Genomic DNA, 19,340 nt, shown 5'->3' on the forward strand with positions numbered 1-19,340 from the left:
CGCAGGGGCGGGACGGCCGGTCAGCTCCCTCCGCCGGCGGCGAAGATGTTCTGCGAGATCGTCGCCAGCTGGCTGCGCAGCTCCTCGAGCTCCTGCTTGGCCTTCTCGAGGGCCGACTTCGTCTCCGGCCAGGTCGACGAGCGGAACTGCGAGGCCAGCGGACCGTCCCAGACGTTCGGATCGGACAGTGTCCGCCCCTGTGCGTCGAGCCGGCTGATCTGATCGGCGAGGCCGCCGTTGACGATCGACTGGATCTGCTGGATCGCGGACTTCGCCTCGTCGGTCGAGAGAACACGTGACATGGATCACACCTTTCTACCCCTGCGGACGGGACCGTCCCGCCCGCTCCCCACTCCACCGTCGTTTCATGAGGATGTCTCGTCATGGTAGAAGGCAAGACAGCACAGACGGCTCGCGTGGCGTCGACGGCTCGACACTGGCGCGGGAGGTCGACTCACTCGCGAGTGGTGATCGCGAAGGGACTGCTCGAGAGGTCCGAGAACGCGCCCACTCGGGCGCGCAGCTCGCAGGACGGAGTCACCGTGAGGGCGGTCACCGTCAGCCCGTCGGACGACACGGCGACCGCGCCGCTGCAGCCGTCGCTGAAGCGAACGCCCTCCACTCCGCCCGCGATCGCCTCGAGCATGCTGCTCGCCGGCGCGGACGACGGCGTCGCGAGCAGGGGGTTCACGGGGTCGGCCCCGCTCGGCCAGACCGGCACCAGCGTCACCGGCAGCGGGGTCCGGCCGACCGTCCGCGCGGGAGTCTCGATCCGCACATCCCGCAGCCGCTGCACGGGATACGCCGTCCCGGTGACCGCAGGGTCGGCCACGGCCTGTGCCGTCGCAGACGCTGCCGCCGCCAGCCACCCGTCCAGGGCGCTCTGCTCGGCCACCGCGATCGGCACGGTCGCCGTGACGTCGACGATCCCCTGCGCCGGGACGTCCAGGTCCGTCAGGCTCCAACCGCAGCCGACTCCGACTCCGGTGACGCTCGGCCGGTTGCGCACCGCCGTCACTCCGGACCAGCTGGCCGCGGGGCACGCCGCCGCGGCGTCCGGGCCCGGCAGCACCTCGAGGAAGGACCCCGAGAGGGGCGCGCTCTGGGCGGAGTAGGAGATCTCGACGACCACGGCCCGTCGCTCCGCGTCCCAGGTGGCCGATCGCGTCACTCCGAGACCCGTCGGCAGCGGCCGGTCCTGCTGCCGGGCCGACAGGTCGGCATCCGGTGCCGAGGCCGGTGCTCCGCCGCCGCGCGGCTGGACGGCGAGGAGCACCGCCCCGATGAGCAGGATGCCGGCGCCGAGGGCGGCGAGGATCATCCGCAGACGTCCGCCGCGCCCCCGCCGAGCTGGAGCCTCGAACGGCCGTTCCACCAGGCGCTGCTCGCGGCGCGGCACCGGGCGGAGCACGGTCGCCTGCGACGACGGGCCGAGCTCGGGAGCGGGCCCCTCCTCCACCGGCTCCGACGACATCTCCACCGCCATCCCGCGGAGGACCGTGCCCGGGCGCTCGGCCTCCTCGAACTCCGCAGCGCCCGCCGCGAGCGGCAGCGCCGGCAGCCCGGCCAGCGCCGGGGAGAGGCGTCGCAGGATCCCCGCCGCCTCCGCAGCCGTCGGCCGCGACGCCGGATCCTTCGCGAGCATCCGGTCCAGGAGCGACGCGAGCCGCGGCGGCAGATCCAGCGGCGGCGGGAGCATCGCGACGTGCCGGTAGGCGACCGCGACGTCGGCGCCGGGACCGGCGAAGGGGGTCCGGCCGCACAGCAGCTCGTAGAGCAGGATCCCCGTCGAGTAGACGTCGCTCGGCGGGCCGGCCGCTCCGGTGGCGAGCATCTCGGGCGAGAGGTACTCCGGCGTCCCGATGACACCCATCGTCGCGCGCGGCCCCTCGGCGACCACGTGAGCGATGCCGAAGTCGGAGACGCGGACGGCGGAGCCCGCATCGTCCGCACCCTCCGCGAGCAGGACGTTGTCGGGCTTCACGTCCCGGTGGACCGTGCCGATCGCGTGCGCGGCGGCGAGCGCGTCGAGGATCGAGGCCGCCACGGGCAGTGCATCGACCGCCGGGAGGGTGCCCTCGTCCCGCAGCAGCTCCCGCAGCGATCCGCCGCCGACGAGCTCCATCACGATCCCGAGCGTCTCCCCCTCCACGACGAGGTCGAGCACCTCCACGACGTGCGGGTGCCGCAGACGGGTGAGCACCGACCTCTCACGAACGAAGCGCTCGACCAGGCCCGCGTCGTGCACGTGCTCACCGCGGAGGAGCTTCGCCGCGCGGTCCGGCCCCTGCGCGTCGGCGACGCGCCACACCTCGCCCGCGGCGCCCGAGCCGATCCGCTCGAGCAGGCGGTAGCGCGCCCCCAGCGGATCCCCGGCACTCCTCGCCATGCCGCCTCCCGCTCCGAGCTTCCGTCATCTTCGAGAGGAAGCGTAGCGGAGACCGCTCGGGCGGATCAGCGGTGGCGCATCGGCCGGATCAGAACCCCTCGTTGGCGCGCGGTGCGTAGTCGGCGCCCAGCGCCTCCAGCTCGTCGGCGGTCAGCTCCACGTCCAGCGACGCGACCGCGTCGTCGAGGTGGTGGAGCTTCGTGGCTCCGACGATCGGAGCGGTGACCGCCTCCTGCTGCCGGACCCAGGCGAGCGCCACCTGCGCACGGGGCACGCCGCGCTGCTCGGCGATGCGTGCGACGGTCGCGACGGTCCGCCGGTCGGCCTCCTCCTGCTGGCGGTAGAGGGTGCCGCCGAAGACGTCGGTCTCGGTTCGCGCCGTGGTCTCGTCCCAGTCGCGGGTGAGCCGGCCCCGGGCGAGCGGCGACCACGGGATCACGCCGACTCCCTGGTCGACGCAGAAGGGGTGCAGCTCGCGCTCGTCCTCGCGCTGGATCAGGTTGTACTGGTCCTGCATCGAGACGAACCGCGTCCAGCCGCCCAGATCCGCGGTGTACTGCGCCTTCGCGAACTGCCACGCCCACATGCTCGAGGCGCCGATGTAGCGCGCCCTGCCCGAGCGGACGACGTCGTGGAGCGTCTCCATCGTCTCCTCGATCGGCGTCTCGGGGTCCCAGCGGTGGATCTGGTAGATGTCGACGTAGTCCGTGCCGAGACGCCGGAGGCTGTCGTCGATCGCGCTGAGGATGTGCCGCCGCGAGAGGCCGCCGCCGTTGGGGCCGGAGCGCATCCGCCCGTGGACCTTCGTGGCGATCACGACCTCCTCGCGGACCGCGAAGTCCGCGAGCGCCCGGCCGACGAACTCCTCGCTCGTGCCGTCGGAGTAGACGTCCGCCGTGTCGAACGTGGTGATCCCCAGGTCCAGCGCCCGCCGGAGGAAGGTCCGCGACTCCTCCTCGCCCATGCTCCAGCCGTGGGCCCCGCGGTCGGGAGCGCCGAAGCTCATGCAGCCGAGGACGATCGAGGAGATCTGCAGGCCGCTGGAGCCGAGTCGGGTGGAGTCCATGCGCGTCGCTTCCGTGTCGAGGAGGGGGTCCCTCCAGCGTCGCACCCGCGAGCGGCGGCGCGCCAGCCGTCCGGCTACACGGCCGGATCGCGACGAGTGGCGGCGACCACGCTCGGGAGGAACAGCGCGACGACGGCCACCACGGCCGGCGCCAGCAGCGCCCAGCCGATGTCGGGCACGGCGTACTGGCCCTGGAAGGCGCCGAGCGCCACGGCCATCATCACCAGCTGGATCGTCAGCGCCGACGCGCGCATCCAGCCGCGCCGTCGCACGGCGCCGAGCGTCGTCGCGGCGGCCCAGCACACGGCGATCAGCGCGAGGACGACGATGGCGATCCCTCCGCCGACCGTGTCGGCCCGGGTCGTCAGCAGCTCGAGCACGAGCCATGCCGCTACCCCGGCGACGGCGAGCGTCTCGAGGGCCAGGACCGCGATCAGCACCACCAGACCGAGCGGCCGGGAGGCGGTCGGGCGCGGTCCGCGGGACCCGTTCGCGTCAGCGGTCACAGGCACATCCCATCCAGGACTCTTGATTCGGGCTCATCCCCGTGACAGGCTAGTCCAGTTCGTTTCACCGCTCACAGGGTCGTGGGTTTCCGCCGATGTGAACATCCGATCCCGCCGCGCCGTCAGGCACGGGGGCGAGCCGGATGACCAGCACTGGAGCCGGGTGGCCGACGCAGTGCTCGCGCATCGCGTCGAGTGCACCGGCAAGAACCGAGCGTTCTCCCGTCCACCACCCCGATCCACCCCGCGCTCCAGCACGGGGCCTCGTGGCGTGCGCCGGTGAGGGCGCGGAGGTCGAGTACTGGTCGGGATCGTCGGCGTGGATCGATCATCCCACCCGAACACTGCGTGGTTCCTCCACGCACGCCTTCACACAAGGAGCACCCGCATGGACTGGCGCGACAAGGCCGCTTGCCTCACCGCAGACCCCGAGCTTTTCTTCCCGGTCGGCAACACCGGCCCGGCCGTGGACCAGATCGAGAAGGCGAAGTCGGTGTGCGCACGCTGCACCGTCACCGAGGTCTGCCTCCAGTACGCCCTCGAGACCGGCCAGGACTCGGGCGTGTGGGGCGGCCTCAGCGAGGACGAGCGTCGCGCCCTGAAGCGCCGCGCCGCCCGCGCACGCCGCGCCTCCTAGGCGCACGAGCCGCTCGGCGGCACGAACGACCCCGACCCCCGTCGCCTCTCGGCAGCGGGGGTCGCGTCGTCTCCGGGCTCAGGAGCGGGCGCGCTCCAGCCACCGCAGCGGCACCTCGATGGTGACCTCGGTGCCGCGCCCGACCAGCGTGTGCCAGTCGATGGTGCCGCCGAGCTCGCCCTGGATGAGCGTGCGCACGATCTGCGTGCCCAGGCCCGATCCGACCTTGCCCTCCGGCAGCCCGACGCCCGTGTCGCGCACCTTCACCGTGAGCTCGTCGTCGCTGCGCGAGGCGACGATCTCCACGTCGCCCTCCCGTCCGGCCAGGCCGTGCTCGACGGCGTTGGTGACCAGCTCGGTCAGGGCGAGCGCGAGCGGAGTCGCGTACTCGCTGGGCAGGTTGCCGAAGCTCCCCGTCAGCTTCGGGTGCACCGTGGTGTTGTGGGTCGAGGCGACCTCGGCGATCAGCAGCAGCACCCGGTCGAAGACCGCGTCGAAGTCGACGTTCTGGTTCAGCCCCTCCGAGAGCGTGTCGTGCACGACCGCGATGGCGGCGACGCGGCGCATCGCCTGCGTGAGCGCCTCCCGGGCGAGGTCGGAGTGGGTGCGCCTGGCCTGGATCCGCAGCAGCGAGGCCACGGTCTGCAGGTTGTTCTTCACGCGGTGGTGGATCTCGCGGATCGTCGCGTCCTTGGTGATGAGCTCCCGCTCCTGGTGGCGCAGCTCCGTCACGTCGCGGCACAGGACGACGGCGCCGACCCGCTCGCCGCGGTCGCGGATCGGGATCGCGCGCAGCGACACCGTCACTCCGCGGGCCTCGATGTCGGTGCGCCACGGCGCCCGGCCGGTCACGACCAGCGGGAGCGACTCGTCGATGACGACCTTCCCCGCGATCAGCTTCGTGGTGACCTCGGCGAGCGACTCCCCCTCGAGCTCGTCGGCGAAGCCGATGCGGTTGAACGCCGAGAGGGCGTTGGGGCTCGCGAACGTGGTGACGCCGTCGACGTCCAGGCGGATCAGTCCGTCGGACGCGCGCGGCGCCCCGCGACGAGGACCGGTCGGCGCGCCCAGGTCCGGGAAGTCGCCCGAGGCGATCATCGAGAAGAGGTCGTTCGCGCAGTCGTTGAACGTCAGCTCCTGCCGGCTCGGCGTGCGCGTCTCGCTGAGGTTGGTGTGGCGCGTGACGACCGCGATGGGGCGGTCCGTCGTGCCGCCGTCGGAGGCTCCCAGACGGCGCAGGACGGGCACCGCGCGCACGCGGGTGGGCGTCTCCTCGAACCAGTCCGGGGCGGAGGTGTCGACGATCCGCGCCGTCTCGAACGCCTCGACGACCTGGGCGCGCCACTCCGACTTGATCCTCTGCCCGACGAAGTCGCGGTAGAAGAGGGTCGCCGCGCTGCTGGGGCGCGCGTGGGCGACGGCGACGAAGCTGTCGTCGGCCGTGGGCACCCAGAGCACGATGTCGGCGAAGGCCAGGTCGGCGAGCAGCTGCAGGTCGCCGACGAGCAGGTGCAGCCATTCGACGTCCGCTTCGTCGGATCGGCCGTGGGAGAGGACGAGGTCACTGAGGGTCGACACCCGACAAGCCTAGGGCGCGGCCGGGCGGTGCACGCCGGGCTCGCTGTCCACAGCTCGGGACGGCCGACGATTATCCACAGTCTGCGCCTCTGCCTTCCATGAGCATCCCTCGACTGCTTCGATGAGGTCGTCCTCGCGTGCCGACCCAGCGCGCTCCGCCCGTCGAGCAGAGAGGTGACCCGGACCCGTGAACAGCTCGTCCTGCCCCAGGAGATCGCCGCATGAGCCTTCCCCTCCACGCCTTCGACTACCGCACCCTCCCCCTCGACCCCGAGGCGGCCGTGGAGCGGCTCACCCTCGCGGAGTTCTTCGCTCCGCAGCCTGCGACCCGCGCGGAGCTGCCCGACCCGGAGCCCCTGCTCGCCCGGCTCACGCACCTCGTGATCGAGATCCTGGAGGGCTCGCGCGAGATCGACCAGATCGCGCGGTGGCTGAGCGACGAGGTCTACCACCACCTGCAGAAGCGGGTCGTGCTCGCGGCCCGCGCCCGCAGCCTGCGGAAGCGGACGGCGCAGCGCGTCCCGTTCACGGTCGGACGGGTGATCGTCACGGAGCCGCGGGACGGCGTCGTCGAGGGAGTCGTGCTGGTGCATCACCGCGCACGGAGCCGGGCCGTCGCGATCCGGCTCGAGGGCACGGACGCCCGCTGGCGGGCCACCGCGATCAACGTGCTGTGAGGAGCGGGTCAACACTCCCGGGCGGAGCACGCCGCCCTCACAGTCCACAATTCACGTCGCCCGAGGGCTCACGATCTACGCGCGTGCGCTCCGTGAGCATCCCTGACTGCTTCGATGAGGTGGTCCTCGCGCGCCGGCCCAGCGCGCCCCGCCCGTCGAGCAGAGAGGAGACCCGGACCCGTGAACAGCCCGTCCTGCCCCAGGAGATCGCCCCATGAGCCTTCCCCTCCACGCCTTCGACTACCGCACCCTCCCCCTCGACCCCGCGGCGGCCGCGGAGACGCTCACCATCGCGGAGTTCTTTGCCCCCCAGCCCGCGACCCGCGCGGAGCTGCCCGATTCGGAGCCCCTGCTCGCCCGGCTCACGCACCTCGTGATCGAGATCCTGGCGGGCTCCCGCGAGATCGACCAGATCGCGCGGTGGCTGAGCGACGACGTCCATCCCGAAGAGACCAGTCCTCGCTAGTCCTCCGGAATGAGGGACGACGCGGCGAGTTGGGTTGAAGCCGCTGCGGCATCGCGGTCAGAACTGTCGACGATCTTCGCGAGGCCCCCTAGCAACGCTGTCAGGCGCAGCGCGCCATGAGCGGCGAAAAGGATGAAGGCCTCAAGAATCCACATCCCCACCTGCATCGAGAACGCAACGACGACCACTGCCGCTACAACCGATCCAAACGCCGCCGAGAAGGAGCTGAGGACGACCGAGATCCAGCTCGCTCGCAGTTTGCGGCCTCCGGCTCGCCGCAGAAGGCGAAATCGATCATTTTCTGTACCGAGACCGAAAACAACCACTACGCCTGCAAAACCGCCGACGAGGGACGCGACGGAGGCGACCCCGAGTGACAGCGACGTCAAGATATCCCTCGGGTCGCTCGCTACGGTCTGCGAGAGTGCATACGCGACGTTGAGAACGGGTACGTGTCGCGCGATGAGGAGATGCACCCCAACGAGGGCACAGATCAGTATGGTGACAACCGCCGGCCGGTCTACTAGGACGGTCGGGATGCGCGCGAGCCGGTTTTTCTGCGAGCGCTGAGCTTCGTTCATGCGATCACCGTCCTCCCATGACTCCTACGCTACGCCGACCTTCCGACATCGCCTCCCGCTGAGTTGTCTACGCTCGCGCGGCGCGCACAAAATCAGTGATCGCTTCGCCGATCGAGGTGAGGATCGTCTCGTCGTCGGCGATCTCTCCCTCCGGGACGTGAAAGGCAACGCTCTGGGCGATCCGATCGTTGAAGATCGAGTGCGTCTCGCGGGACACCAAGCCCTCCTCGTCCTCTTCGAGGATGCTGACCTCTGCCGTCGTCGTAAACGCGGTTTGCGCGACCCAAAGCGCCCCCGCTCTCAGGGCTTCCCGCCCGGAGGGCGACCCTGACGCGTGCCCGTACGACCAGCGCATGCGGATCCTAATGTCCTCTACCGCTTGCTCGCTTGCAAGCCTGAAGGCATCTCCAAAGGCCCCGCCACCATCTGGGATATTTGCTCCGCTCTGCACTGAGACGTCGAGCATCAGAGCACCCGACGACTCGAGGATCTTCTCGAGCACACCCTCGTCGACGATCGGAACGAAACGCAGTGATCGACCCTGGGGAGCCAGGTGGCACACTCCGGTCACCCAGCGGGCGAGCGTCTCCGAACGGGTTCCCCGCGTGGCAGGGCTCATGATAGCTACGCGGTTCGACTGCCCGAACGGCACGATGAAGGTGGGCTCAGCGACCCGGTCGTCGGGGTCATCAAAGGTCAGGGGGAGCGTCTCGCCTGACTGCAGATTGTGGCGGTTCAGGTGCTCGGAAAGGTCGCGCAGCCGTCCAACTTGCACGTGCGGCAACGCAGGGCGGCGGGGTTGGATCGCCTCCCCCGTGAACTGCACGCCACCGATCGGGAAGCGGCGACGGCTCGCATCCCATCGACCCATCTGGGCGATCAGCCGTTCCCAGAATTCGCCGCTGATGGTGACCAGCTGCTCGTTCTCGTCGTACACCCGAGTTTCGTAGAAGCGCACGGTCTTTTTGACTTCGGCCAACGTAGCCTCCCCCTGACTTTCCGCCAGGGTACTGGTACCTGACCACATGGCTTGTCAGGTCATGCTCGCGCGTCTTGACACAGACGACGAACCGTCGAATGCGACCTCTAGTCCGTAGGATCTGCCGCATCGATCGGACGCAAGCTGAACCTGAGTCCGCCGACGGTCTGAACCTCGTCCGAGTCGAGGTCCACCCCCATCCCGCCGAGCCGACGGCGGAGTGTCCGGGATCGAGACTTGTACTTCAGGCGCTCGTCATCCGTCTTCGCCGAAGCGAGCAGACTCTCGTTCTGGATGAACTCACTGATCCATCTCGTCAACGTAGAGGCGCGCGCGACGGCGTCTGCTTGAGCGTTCTCGGGACTGGCGCTGGACTGCAGCGCGCGCTCCATCCGGCCGAGCCGCTCTCCAAGCCCCTCGAGCGCAAGCGCCACCTGCTCACCAGCGTCATTCCCGGACGAGCCGCTCGCAATCGTCTCGAACCGGCTGATCGAAGTAAGCGGGTTCTGGTACCCGTCCGGCTTGCCCTCCAAGTACTCACGTGCCTGAGCAATGCTCTCAATCGCCGCATCGACCGAAGCGGGATTTTTGAGGTCGTAGAAAATTGCTCGCTGGTCAGCGATGTCGAATGGCATCGTCTCCCCCTCCTCGAGGAGGTGGATCGTGGGCTTTCCATATCCGTGGGCGACGGCCAGCTCATAGAACACGTTCGGGTTGTGCCCCGTGAGGTCCGCAACGATCAGGTCTGAGTCGTGGATCCTCCGGATGACCGCTCCTGTGATCGAGTCCGGGGAGCTCTCGTCGTCAGCTCGGAGCACGTCGAAGTCAGGAGAAGGCAGCGCCTTCTTGATCACGTACGTCAGCGTCTGCAGGTGCTTGCGATGCAAATCAGAGCCGACCTTCCCGATCGGTGAGATCACGAATACGCTCTTAAACGGAGCCTTGCCATCTGCGGAGGTCACGTTGGACAACATACAGTCGTGAGGTCTCTTCGCACGGATCATCACGGACGAGGTCTACCACCACCTGCAGAAGCGGGTCGTGCCCGCGGCCCGCGCCCGCAGCCTGCGGAAGCGGACGGCGCAGCGCGTCCCGTTCACGGTCGGACGGGTGATCGTCACGGAGCCGCGGGACGGCGTCGTCGAGGGAGTGGTCCTGGTGCATCACCGCGCACGGAGCCGGGCCGTCGCGATCCGGCTCGAGGGTACGGACGCCCGCTGGCGGGCCACCGCGATCAACGTGCTGTGAGGAGCGGGTCAGCGCTCCCGGGCGGCCGCACCGGCCGGGCGCACGATCTCCACTCCCCTGTCGCGCAGGGCCTCCTCGAGCTTCGGGGGCGGCGGGGCGTCGGTGACGAGATGATCCGCGCGACCGAGCTCCGCTACCTCCTCGGGGACGGCTTCACCGCCGCCGACTACGACCGCGTCGGCGGACTCCCTCCCCAGCCCGGCTCGCAAGCGGTGTGCGCAGCGGTGGAGTCGACGCTCGAGGCCTGCTGCGTCCCCGGGCTCGTCCTCGAGACGGACCGGCCGACGACGATCGGCCTCGGCGACACCTTCGCCGGCGGCTTCGTCTCGGCCCTCGCGCGCGGCGAGTCCTGACGGCAGGCGAGGCCGGGCTCCGAGCCTCCGCAGGAACGCCGACGGCCCCGGACCCCGCTGCTGCGGGACCGGGGCCGAGGGCGTCGTCCGGGGAGGACTCAGCGGCGCTTGGACTGCGCGCGTCGCTCCTCGCGGTTGGCGGGGGCGTCCGAGCCGCCCGGCTTCTGGCCGAAGGCGCCGGTCGTCGGAGTCTCCTCCGCCTCGCCCTCGGGGAGCGCCTTGCGGGCCTCCTCGGCGCGGGCCTTCGCGGTGGCCGCCTGCTGTACCTGTCCGCGCTGGTCGCGGACCTCGACGCCGCCGGTGTCGCTCGGGGCCGAGTAGCTGAGCTTCTCGGCCGGAGCGACCGGCTGAGCGAGGCCCTTGGCCGCGACTCCGGCGACCTCGCCCTGCTTCTGGGTCACCTCGACCTCGAGGTTGAAGAGGAAGCCGACGGTCTCCTCGCGGATCTGCCCCATCATCTGCTGGAACAGGGCGAAGCCCTCGCGCTGGTACTCGACCAGCGGATCGCGCTGGGCCATCGCGCGCAGGCCGATGCCGTCCTTGAGGTAGTCCATCTCGTAGAGGTGGTCGCGCCAGCGGCGGTCGATCACCGAGAGCACGACACGGCGCTCGAGCTCGCGCATGGCGGGAGAGCCCAGCTGCTCCTCGCGGCGCTGGTAGGCGAGCTGCGCGTCCGAGAGGATCTCGCGGCGCATGAACTCCTTGTTGATGCGGCCGCGGCTGCCCGCCTCCTGCACCACCTCGTCGATGGTGAGGCTGATCGGGTACAGCGTCTTCAGCTCGGTCCAGAGGGCGTCGAAGTCCCAGTCGTCGCCGTTGCCGTCGCCGGTGTGCACCTCGAGGATCTCGTCGATCACCTCGACGAGGAACTTCTGGGTGCGCTCGTGCAGGTCGTCGCCCTCGAGGATGTGGCGGCGGTCCGAGTAGATCGCCTCGCGCTGGCGGTTGAGGACGTCGTCGTACTTGAGGACGTTCTTGCGGATCTCGGCGTTGCGGGCCTCGACCTGCGACTGGGCGCTGCGGATGGCGCGCGAGACGACCTTCGACTCGATGGCGATGTCGTCCGGGACGTTGCCCCGGCCCATGAGCGCCTCGGCGGCGCCGGAGTTGAACAGGCGCATGAGATCGTCGGTGAGCGAGAGGTAGAAGCGGCTCTCCCCCGGGTCGCCCTGGCGGCCCGAGCGTCCGCGGAGCTGGTTGTCGATGCGGCGCGACTCGTGGCGCTCGGTGCCGAGCACGTAGAGGCCGCCGGCGGCCTGGACCTTCTCGGCCTCCTCGCCCACCTTCTCCTTGACGGCGGCGAAGACCTCGTCCCACGCGGCCTCGTACTCCTCCGGGGTCTCGGAGGGGTTCAGGCCCTTGGCCGTCATCTCGGAGACCGCGAGGAACTCGGCGTTGCCGCCGAGCATGATGTCCGTGCCTCGACCGGCCATGTTGGTCGCGACGGTGACGGCGCCGAGGCGGCCGGCCTGGGCGACGATGGCCGCCTCCCGCGCGTGGTTCTTGGCGTTCAGGACCTCGTGGCGCACGCCCTTCTTGGCGAGCAGGCGCGAGAGGTACTCGCTCTTCTCGACGCTGGTCGTGCCGACGAGGACCGGCTGCCCGGCCGCGTGGCGCTCCGCGATATCCTCGACGACCTGGGCGAACTTGACCTGCTCGTTCTTGTAGACGAGGTCGGCGTTGTCGATCCGCTGCATCTTGCGGTTCGTCGGGATCGGGACGACGCCGAGCTTGTAGGTCGACATGAACTCGGCGGCCTCGGTCTCGGCCGTTCCGGTCATGCCGGAGAGCTTCGCGTAGAGGCGGAAGTAGTTCTGGAGCGTGACGGTCGCCAGGGTCTGGTTCTCGGCCTTGACCTGCACGCCCTCCTTCGCCTCGATGGCCTGGTGGATGCCCTCGTTGTAGCGGCGTCCGGCCAGGATGCGGCCGGTGTGCTCGTCGACGATCAGGACCTCGCCGTTCAGCACGACGTAGTCCTTGTCCTTCTTGAACAGCGCGCGCGCCTTGATGGCGTTGTTGAGGAACGAGATCAGCGGGGTGTTCGCCGACTCGTAGAGGTTGTCGATGCCGAGGTAGTCCTCGACCTTCTCGATGCCGGGCTCGAGGACGCCGACGGTGCGCTTCTTCTCGTCGACCTCGAAGTCCTCGCCCTCGTCGAGGCGCTTGGCGAGGTTGGCGAACTCCGCGAACCAGCGGTTCGCCTCGCCCGAGGCCGGCCCGGAGATGATCAGCGGGGTGCGGGCCTCGTCGATGAGGATCGAGTCGACCTCGTCGACGATGGCGTAGAAGTGGCCGCGCTGGACCATGTCCTGCGCCTGCCACGCCATGTTGTCGCGGAGGTAGTCGAAGCCGAACTCGTTGTTCGTGCCGTAGGTGATGTCGGCCGAGTACTGCTCGCGGCGCTGCTCCGGGGTCTGGCCCGAGAGGATCACTCCGGTCGTCATGCCGAGGGCGCGGAACACGCGCCCCATCAGCTCGGACTGGTACGACGCGAGGAAGTCGTTGACCGTGACGATGTGCACGCCGCGGCTGGCGATCGCGTTGAGGTAGGCCGGGAGGGTCGCGACGAGCGTCTTGCCCTCTCCGGTCTTCATCTCGGCGATGTTGCCCAGGTGCAGGGCGGCGCCGCCCATGAGCTGCACGTCGAAGTGGCGGAGGCCGAGCGTCCGGCGCGAGGCCTCGCGGACGGCGGCGAACGCCTCCGGCAGCAGGTCGTCGAGGGACTCGCCGTTCGAGTAGCGCTCGCGCAGCTCGACGGTCTCGTTCTTCAGCTCCTCGTCGCTGAGGTGCGTGAAGTCCTCTTCGAGGGCGTTGACGGCCTTCGCGTAGTTCTCGAGGCGGCGGATGACCCGCCCCTCCCCGACGCGAAGGACCTTTTCGAGGACAGAGGCCACGGGGTACTCCAAAAAAGTAGAAGACAGGAGTCGCGCGCCGGAGCGCGGACCGCGACCAGCCTAGCCGGGGCGGGCGGCGAGCGGTCGGGGCGACGCGTCCGCCCTGGGCGGACTCCCTGCCTGGGCACGGGGAGGGCCCCGGAGCGGATGCTCCGGGGCCCGGGGTCGGATCTCAGCCGGCGGCCTGCTCGGCGAGCTCGTCGGCCTCGTCGCCGAGGCCGATGACGCCGTAGTCCCAGCCCTTGCGGCGGTAGACCACGCTCGGGCGGTTCGTGTCGGAGTCGATGAAGAGGTAGAAGTCGTGTCCGACCAGCTCCATGTAGTCGACGGCGTCGTCGACGGTCATCGAGACGGAGGCGAAGACCTTCTTGCGGATGACGACGGGGCAGTACGGCTCCTCGACCTCGTCCTCCACCGGCTCCGGCGCCTCCTGCACGGGGATGACGCCCGTGCTCAGCTGCTCCAGCACCGCCGCGTCGGCCGGCTGGATGGCGACGACGCTGAAGTCGTCGGCGGCCGCGTCGCGGAGCGAGGTCGGCCGATGCTGGCCCCGATGGACCTTCTTCCGGTCCTTGGCGCGTCTCACCCGTTCGAGCAGCCGGCCGATGGCGACGTCGAACGCCGCGTACTTGTCGGCTCCGCTCGCCTCGGCCCGGACCACGGGCCCCTTGCCGATCAGCGTCAGCTCCACGCGGTCGCCGCCGGCCGAGCCCTTGCCCTCGGCGTGCCTGCTCGCCTTGATCTCGAGTGCGAGAGCACGATCGGCGAGGTGCGCCACCTTGTCCGACTTCTCCGTCGCGTACGCGCGGAAGCGATCGGTGATGTCGATGTTGCGTCCTGTGATGTCGATGTCCATGACAACCTCCCAGTCGAGTACGGCGTGCCGCCTTTCTCCGGGGCGGACCGTTCACGCCGTGCCCCCACCGTAGACCCCGGCCACCGGATCGTCACCGGGAGTTCGTCCGGATTCTGCTGCTACGTTCCCTCCTCGTTGCGCGGTGCCGGCCAGGGCCGCCGCGGCCCGGACCGTCCCGCCGGCCGCACGCACGGCGCGCCGGAGCTCGAGCAGGGTCGCGCCGGAGGTGACCACGTCGTCGACGAGGACCACCGGCGGCCACGACGAGAGCGGACGGCGGGCGCGGAACGCCCCGTCGAGGTTGCCGCGCCGCTCGACGCGGCCGAGCCCGACCTGGTCGCGGACCATCCGCGACCGCCGGAGAGGACGCGCCGCCCGCCCTCCCGCCGCGGCGACCAGCTGCGCGACGGGATCGGCGCCCCGCCGCACGCGGCCGAGCCAGGAGCCGGGCGGGACGACCAGGATCGCGGGGCTGCCGGCGAGCGCCGCCCCGAGAGCGGGACGCAGCAGCGCGCCGAGCGGGGCGAGGCTGGCCGTGCGGCCCTCCTCCTTCAGCGCGACGACGAGGCGGCGCACCGTGCCCTCGTACGGGGCACCGGTGACGACGAGGAGCGGATCGTCCGGCGGTCCGACGACGCGGGTCAGCAGGCAGGCCGAGGCGGCCGCGTCGGCCGAGCAGTCCGGACAGGGCGCCCGGCTCGTCGGCTCTCCGCAGGCGGGGCACTCCAGCGGGAGGAGGACGGCGAGGGCGTCGAGCAGGTGATCGGAGAGCATGCCTCCACGTTCGCCGTCCGGGCCGCGGCGCGGTGGGTGGATCCGTCGGATCGGGACGATCCGCCCGCCCGACGCGCCTGGGGAGGAGCATCCGGGGAGCGCCGTCGTCGACAGGGCTCGTCGTCGCCGACAGGACCCGTCAGGACCCCATGCCGGTCTGCGTCGCGAGCAGCCGGATGTCCGTCGCGGTCGTCTGCCAGGCCGAGCCCCGCTGCTGCCGGAGCTCCCCGCCCTCGGCGAGGATGCGGACCTGGGTCGAGGTGTTGCCCGCGGCGATCTGGACCGTGCCCGTCGTCGTGCCGAGCGCCGTGGCGCCTCCGCCGAGCAGGTTCATCGTGACGGCGTCCTCCCCCGTCGAGCCGCGCACGACCGACACCACGTCGAGCTCGTCCGTCCAGGCCGCGGCGACCGCGGTCCCCAGGGTCGAGCGGAGGACGACCGGCTCGCCGACCGCCACCGGGTCGCCGTCCCGTGAGCGGGTGATGCCGGCCACCAGCACCGTGGCCTGCTGCCCGTCCTGGGCGAGCGCCAGCATCCGGGTGCCGTCGCGCGACACGGCGATCGAGGCGAGCGACTCGACCTCGCTCCAGGCCGTCGCGACCTGCATCGAGCGCGAGCCGTCCGCGGAGTACGCCACCAGCTGCCCGGGCGAGGCCGACGGCACGGACCACACGTACCCGAGCGGATCGATCGTCGGCGCGACGAGGCCCGACCGCGCGTCGAGGAGGACGTCGGCGCCGTCGGGCTCCACGAGGCTCACGCCCGCGGCGGTGAGCACGGCGGCCGACGCGTCCGAGTCGGCCCCGCGCTGCTCGCCGAGGACCGCGGCCCGCGGCTGCAGCGCCTCGATCCGATCCGAGATCCCGAGGCCGGCCAGCCCGGAGGAGCCGAGGAATCCGAAGGCGTCGTCGGTCAGCACGAGCGGCCGGGTGTCGACGCGGGGCGAGGTCGGCAGGCCGGTGACCTCGGAGGGGACGTCGATCGGGTTCTGCTCGACCGAGAGCGCGACTCCGGTGACGTTCGAGACGTTCGCGAGGCTCCGGTTCAGCTGCAGGGCCATCAGCCGCCACTGCGCCGGATCGGCCTCGAGAGCGGCCGGGTTCAGGTCGACCACGGCGCGCTGCGACTCGACCGGGACGGTCTCGGCCGCCAGCGTCGTCCCGGTCGGGAAGGCCGACACGACGGCGGCGGAGTCCCGCAGCCACGGCGTGGGGCCGCGCAGCAGCTCGGTGACGATCGTGGTGCTGGTGGAGCTGTCGGCGCGCGAGGCGAACCAGCGCAGGTCCGGCACGAGGTACTGGTATCCGGGGTCGAAGAAGTAGAGCGCGTGCGTCGAGAAGACCTGCTCGAAGGTGGTGCGGTCGATCACCACGCCGCTCGGCGGCGCGCTGATGCGCCACTCGCCGTTCTCCTGGACGAAGCCGTAGTCGAGGGTCAGGCCGGCCGTGGTGGCGACGTCGGTGTAGACGCCGGTCGCGTCGACCTCGGCGACGGGCGTGATCGTCAGCGAGAGCGTGGATCCCGACTGCGGCGAGGCGGAGCGCTGGCCCTCGTCGACCGTCACGTGCTCGCCCGGCGTCCAGTCGGCTCCGGTGGAGAGGAACTCGCGGGCGATCTTGTAGTTGTTCTGCGGGCTCGACGCGGCGTCGATGAAGCCGGTCAGGATGTCGCGCTGCGACGCACCGACGGCGGGTCCCGACGGGAGGAAGTCGTACTGGAGGTCCTGCGGCGCGGTGTCGGGCCGTCCGACTCCGACGTCGCCGTCCCGCGGGATGCCGGCGCACCCGGCCAGCCCGAACGCGAGCAGCGCGGCGGCCGCGACGGCGCGGAGGACGCCGCGCCTCACGGGAGCACCCCCGCGGCCCCGACCGGAGGAGCCTGCAGCGGCGGGAGGACGATCGGGCCGCTGTAGGCCTGCTCGCCCGCGTCGACCGGGGGCAGCGGGAGCGGCGAGGCCTCGATCCGCTCGCCGCGGTGCCGGGGCACGGTCAGGCGGAAGCAGGCGCCGCGATCGGGCACGGACCAGACCTGCAGCCAGCCGTGGTGCAGGGCGGTGTCCTCCTGCGCGATGGAGAGGCCGAGGCCGGTGCCGCCGAGCGTGCGGCGGCGGGACGGGTCGGCGCGCCAGAAGCGGTCGAAGACGCGCACCACCTCCTCGCTGCTCATGCCGTGCCCGTAGTCGCGCACCGCGAGGGCGACCGCGCTGGCGTTGCTGTCGACGGTGACGACGACCTCGCGGCCGTCGCCGTGCTCGATCGCGTTGCCCAGCAGGTTGCGGACGATCCGGCGGATGCGGCGCGGATCGAGGTCGGCGTCGAAGTAGCCGCCCGGGGCGGAGAGAGTGAGCCGGGAACCGTTCGCCTCCGCGATCCCGCGCATCGCCTCGATCTCGTCGCCGGCCAGCTTCACCAGGTTGACCGGCTCGAGCTCGAGCTCGGCCGATCCCGCGTCGTGGCGGGAGATCTCGAGCAGGTCGGCGAGGAGGCTCTCGAAGCGGTCGATCTGGCTGTGCAGCAGCTCGACCGTGCGCTCGGCGACCGGGGCGAAGTCCTCGCGCTGGTCGTACAGCACGTCCCCGGCCAGCTTCATCGTCGTCAGCGGCGTCCGGAGCTCGTGCGAGACGTCCGAGACGAAGCGCTGCTGGACCTGGCTGAGCGTCGCGAGCTCGCTGATCCGGTCCTGCAGGCTGTCGGCCATGCCGTTGAAGGACCGGGCGAGGGTCGCGATCACGTCCTGGCCCCGCTCGGGGATCCGCACGTCGAAGTCGCCGGCGGCGAGGCGCTGGCTCGTCTCGGCCGCGACCCGGACCGGGGCGACGACGATCCGCACGACGACCCAGCTGACCGCTCCGATCAGCAGGATGAGCAGGATCCCCGCCACGTTGAGCACCTGCTGCACGAACTGGAGCGTGCGCTCCGCGTCCGCGAGGGAGTAGCCGATGTACAGCTCGTAGCGCCCGGCCGAGCTCGGCAGCTCGAGGGTCGAGCCGACGAGGATGCCGGGCTGCTGCTGACCGGAGGCGTCGAGCGTCACCGACTGCCAGTACTGCCCGTCGGAGCCCGCCTGCACCCGCTCGCGCAGCGCGTCGCTGATCACGCCGTTCTGCAGCTCGCGGTTGTAGATGTCCTGAGGCGCCAGCGAGGACGCCTCCTGGTCGGGCGAGCGCACGACGGCGATCAGCGCGGAGGAGGAGGCGTCCCGGACGGCGGTGCGCACCGAGCTCATCACCTCCTCCATGTCCTGGCGGGTGGAGACGGTGGCGGCGTCGAGGTAGCCCTGCGCGGCCCGGGTCGCGCGCGACGTGTCGCCCGTGACCTGCGTCAGCCGCGACTGGAACAGGTTGTCGCTGATGCTGTACGAGAGGTAGACGCCGGTCGAGCCGATGGCGATGCCGCTGAGCAGGACCGTGATCGCGACCGCGCGGAACTGCAGCGACGTGCGCCACACCCCGAGCACGCGGCGGGGCCACCGGCGCACGTCGGGAGCGGCGAGGCGGGGCACGGTCAGCCCGGGAGGACGGCGCCGGCGCGGTAGCCGACGCCGCGCACGGTCATCACGATGCGGGGGTCGTCCGGGTCCTTCTCGACCTTGGCGCGCAGGCGCTGGACGTGCACGTTCACGAGGCGGGTGTCGGCCTTGTAGTGGTAGCCCCAGACCTGCTCGAGCAGCATCTCGCGGGTGAAGACCTGCTGGGGCTTGGAGGCGAGGGCGAGGAGGAGGTCGAACTCGAGCGGGGTCAGGCCGATGCGCGTCTCGCCGCGGCGGACCTCGTGGCCGGCGACGTCGAGGCTCAGGTCCCCGACCTGCAGCACCGCGTTCGCGGCGGCGGTGGCGGGACGCAGGCGCGTCCTGATCCGCGCGACGAGCTCCTTGGGGTCGAACGGCTTGACCATGTAGTCGTCGGCGCCGGACTCGAGGCCCTGCACGACGTCGGAGGTGTCGGACTTGGCCGTCAGCATGATGACGGGGACACCGGATTCGGCGCGGATCGCGCGGCACACCTCGATCCCGTCGATCCCGGGCAGCATCAGGTCGAGCAGGACCAGGTCCGGCCGGGCCCGCCGGAAGGCCTCGAGGGCGCCTGAGCCGTCCGCGCAGAAGGAGACGTCGTACCCGTCGGCGCGCAGGACGATGCCGATCATCTCGGCCAGGGCGGCGTCGTCGTCGACCACCAGAATGCGCGCGCTCATCGGTCTGCTCTTCCTCGTCTCGGGTCGCGCCCGCCCACGGCGCGCACGGTGACCCGACCCAGGCTAACCGACGCACCTCTCCGTGGGCGGGGAGCGGGCTCTGCGGGAGAAGGGGGTCCGCTCGGGGGAGGACCCCGCCCGCACGC

General features: G+C 71.0%; 19 protein-coding genes. 5 read left to right on the forward strand and 14 right to left on the reverse strand.

Annotated features, from left to right (window positions below; translation table 11 throughout):
- Positions 1 to 20: 20 nt before the first annotated feature.
- From C5D66_RS09530 to C5D66_RS09545, 4 genes are all read right to left on the reverse strand, one after another.
- Entirely contained in the window at positions 21 to 302 is a 282-nt protein-coding gene (locus C5D66_RS09530) for a pyrophosphorylase (protein WP_104224124.1), read from the reverse strand.
- Between the two features lie 152 nt (positions 303 to 454).
- Complete coding sequence (locus tag C5D66_RS09535; protein WP_104255264.1) at positions 455 to 2,389, reverse strand: serine/threonine-protein kinase; 1,935 nt, start codon at positions 2,387 to 2,389, stop codon at positions 455 to 457.
- An 88-nt stretch (positions 2,390 to 2,477) separates the two neighbouring features.
- Positions 2,478 to 3,455 (reverse strand): aldo/keto reductase, encoded by a 978-nt coding sequence (locus C5D66_RS09540; RefSeq protein ID WP_104255263.1) that lies wholly within the window; start codon positions 3,453 to 3,455, stop codon positions 2,478 to 2,480.
- A gap of 74 nt (positions 3,456 to 3,529) precedes the next feature.
- Entirely contained in the window at positions 3,530 to 3,961 is a 432-nt protein-coding gene (locus C5D66_RS09545) for a hypothetical protein (RefSeq protein ID WP_104255262.1), read from the reverse strand.
- Between the two features lie 388 nt (positions 3,962 to 4,349).
- On the opposite strand from C5D66_RS09545, the gene C5D66_RS09550 reads away from it, so the two are divergent.
- Positions 4,350 to 4,598 (forward strand): WhiB family transcriptional regulator, encoded by a 249-nt coding sequence (locus C5D66_RS09550; RefSeq protein ID WP_055788231.1) that lies wholly within the window; start codon positions 4,350 to 4,352, stop codon positions 4,596 to 4,598.
- A 78-nt stretch (positions 4,599 to 4,676) separates the two neighbouring features.
- On the opposite strand, the gene C5D66_RS09555 is transcribed toward C5D66_RS09550, so the two are convergent.
- Positions 4,677 to 6,176, reverse strand: coding sequence for a sensor histidine kinase (locus tag C5D66_RS09555; protein WP_104224128.1), 1,500 nt, complete (start codon positions 6,174 to 6,176; stop codon positions 4,677 to 4,679).
- A 221-nt stretch (positions 6,177 to 6,397) separates the two neighbouring features.
- On the opposite strand from C5D66_RS09555, the gene C5D66_RS09560 reads away from it, so the two are divergent.
- Both C5D66_RS09560 and C5D66_RS09565 read left to right on the forward strand, forming a co-directional pair.
- Entirely contained in the window at positions 6,398 to 6,853 is a 456-nt protein-coding gene (locus tag C5D66_RS09560) for an Rv3235 family protein (protein ID WP_219812326.1), read from the forward strand.
- A gap of 214 nt (positions 6,854 to 7,067) precedes the next feature.
- Positions 7,068 to 7,319 carry an Rv3235 family protein gene (locus C5D66_RS09565; protein ID WP_104255261.1) on the forward strand — a complete coding sequence of 84 codons (252 nt, stop codon included), beginning with the start codon at positions 7,068 to 7,070 and terminating at the stop codon, positions 7,317 to 7,319.
- On the opposite strand, the gene C5D66_RS16780 is transcribed toward C5D66_RS09565, so the two are convergent.
- The 3 genes from C5D66_RS16780 to C5D66_RS09580 form a co-directional block, all read right to left on the reverse strand.
- The gene (locus tag C5D66_RS16780) at positions 7,316 to 7,900 is read right to left on the reverse strand and encodes a hypothetical protein (RefSeq protein WP_146079240.1); all 585 of its coding nucleotides are present in this window, start codon (positions 7,898 to 7,900) and stop codon (positions 7,316 to 7,318) included. The genes C5D66_RS09565 and C5D66_RS16780 overlap by 4 nt on opposite strands.
- 67 nt (positions 7,901 to 7,967) lie before the next feature.
- On the reverse strand, positions 7,968 to 8,879 hold the full coding sequence (locus tag C5D66_RS09575; protein WP_146079241.1) for a hypothetical protein: 912 nt from the start codon (positions 8,877 to 8,879) through the stop codon (positions 7,968 to 7,970).
- A gap of 107 nt (positions 8,880 to 8,986) precedes the next feature.
- A complete protein-coding gene (locus C5D66_RS09580; protein ID WP_146079242.1) occupies positions 8,987 to 9,841 on the reverse strand; it encodes a hypothetical protein in 855 nt (284 codons plus the stop codon).
- A gap of 40 nt (positions 9,842 to 9,881) precedes the next feature.
- On the opposite strand from C5D66_RS09580, the gene C5D66_RS09585 reads away from it, so the two are divergent.
- Together C5D66_RS09585 and C5D66_RS09590 are read left to right on the forward strand one after the other, a co-directional pair.
- Positions 9,882 to 10,127 (forward strand): Rv3235 family protein, encoded by a 246-nt coding sequence (locus tag C5D66_RS09585; protein WP_258061212.1) that lies wholly within the window; start codon positions 9,882 to 9,884, stop codon positions 10,125 to 10,127.
- A gap of 110 nt (positions 10,128 to 10,237) precedes the next feature.
- Positions 10,238 to 10,480 carry a hypothetical protein gene (locus C5D66_RS09590; RefSeq protein ID WP_104255256.1) on the forward strand — a complete coding sequence of 81 codons (243 nt, stop codon included), beginning with the start codon at positions 10,238 to 10,240 and terminating at the stop codon, positions 10,478 to 10,480.
- 98 nt (positions 10,481 to 10,578) lie between these two features.
- Here the strand turns inward: C5D66_RS09590 and secA are convergent, their stop codons facing one another.
- The 6 genes from secA to mtrA form a co-directional block, all read right to left on the reverse strand.
- Positions 10,579 to 13,374 (reverse strand): preprotein translocase subunit SecA, encoded by a 2,796-nt coding sequence (gene secA / locus C5D66_RS09595; RefSeq protein ID WP_104255255.1) that lies wholly within the window; start codon positions 13,372 to 13,374, stop codon positions 10,579 to 10,581.
- A 172-nt stretch (positions 13,375 to 13,546) separates the two neighbouring features.
- Positions 13,547 to 14,230: a ribosome hibernation-promoting factor, HPF/YfiA family gene (gene hpf, locus C5D66_RS09600; protein WP_104224131.1), complete on the reverse strand. Its 684-nt coding sequence runs from the start codon at positions 14,228 to 14,230 to the stop codon at positions 13,547 to 13,549.
- A gap of 51 nt (positions 14,231 to 14,281) precedes the next feature.
- A complete protein-coding gene (locus C5D66_RS09605; RefSeq protein WP_104255254.1) occupies positions 14,282 to 15,004 on the reverse strand; it encodes a ComF family protein in 723 nt (240 codons plus the stop codon).
- A 139-nt stretch (positions 15,005 to 15,143) separates the two neighbouring features.
- Positions 15,144 to 16,850 carry an LpqB family beta-propeller domain-containing protein gene (locus C5D66_RS16785; protein ID WP_104274167.1) on the reverse strand — a complete coding sequence of 569 codons (1,707 nt, stop codon included), beginning with the start codon at positions 16,848 to 16,850 and terminating at the stop codon, positions 15,144 to 15,146.
- The gene (mtrB, locus tag C5D66_RS09615) at positions 16,847 to 18,505 is read right to left on the reverse strand and encodes an MtrAB system histidine kinase MtrB (RefSeq protein ID WP_244229464.1); all 1,659 of its coding nucleotides are present in this window, start codon (positions 18,503 to 18,505) and stop codon (positions 16,847 to 16,849) included. The genes C5D66_RS16785 and mtrB overlap by 4 nt, the downstream gene beginning before the upstream one ends.
- A gap of 2 nt (positions 18,506 to 18,507) precedes the next feature.
- Entirely contained in the window at positions 18,508 to 19,194 is a 687-nt protein-coding gene (gene mtrA, locus C5D66_RS09620) for an MtrAB system response regulator MtrA (protein ID WP_104224133.1), read from the reverse strand.
- Positions 19,195 to 19,340 lie beyond the last annotated feature (146 nt).

Source organism: Rathayibacter sp. AY1B4 (assembly GCF_002932815.1).
GTDB lineage: Bacteria > Actinomycetota > Actinomycetes > Actinomycetales > Microbacteriaceae > Rathayibacter.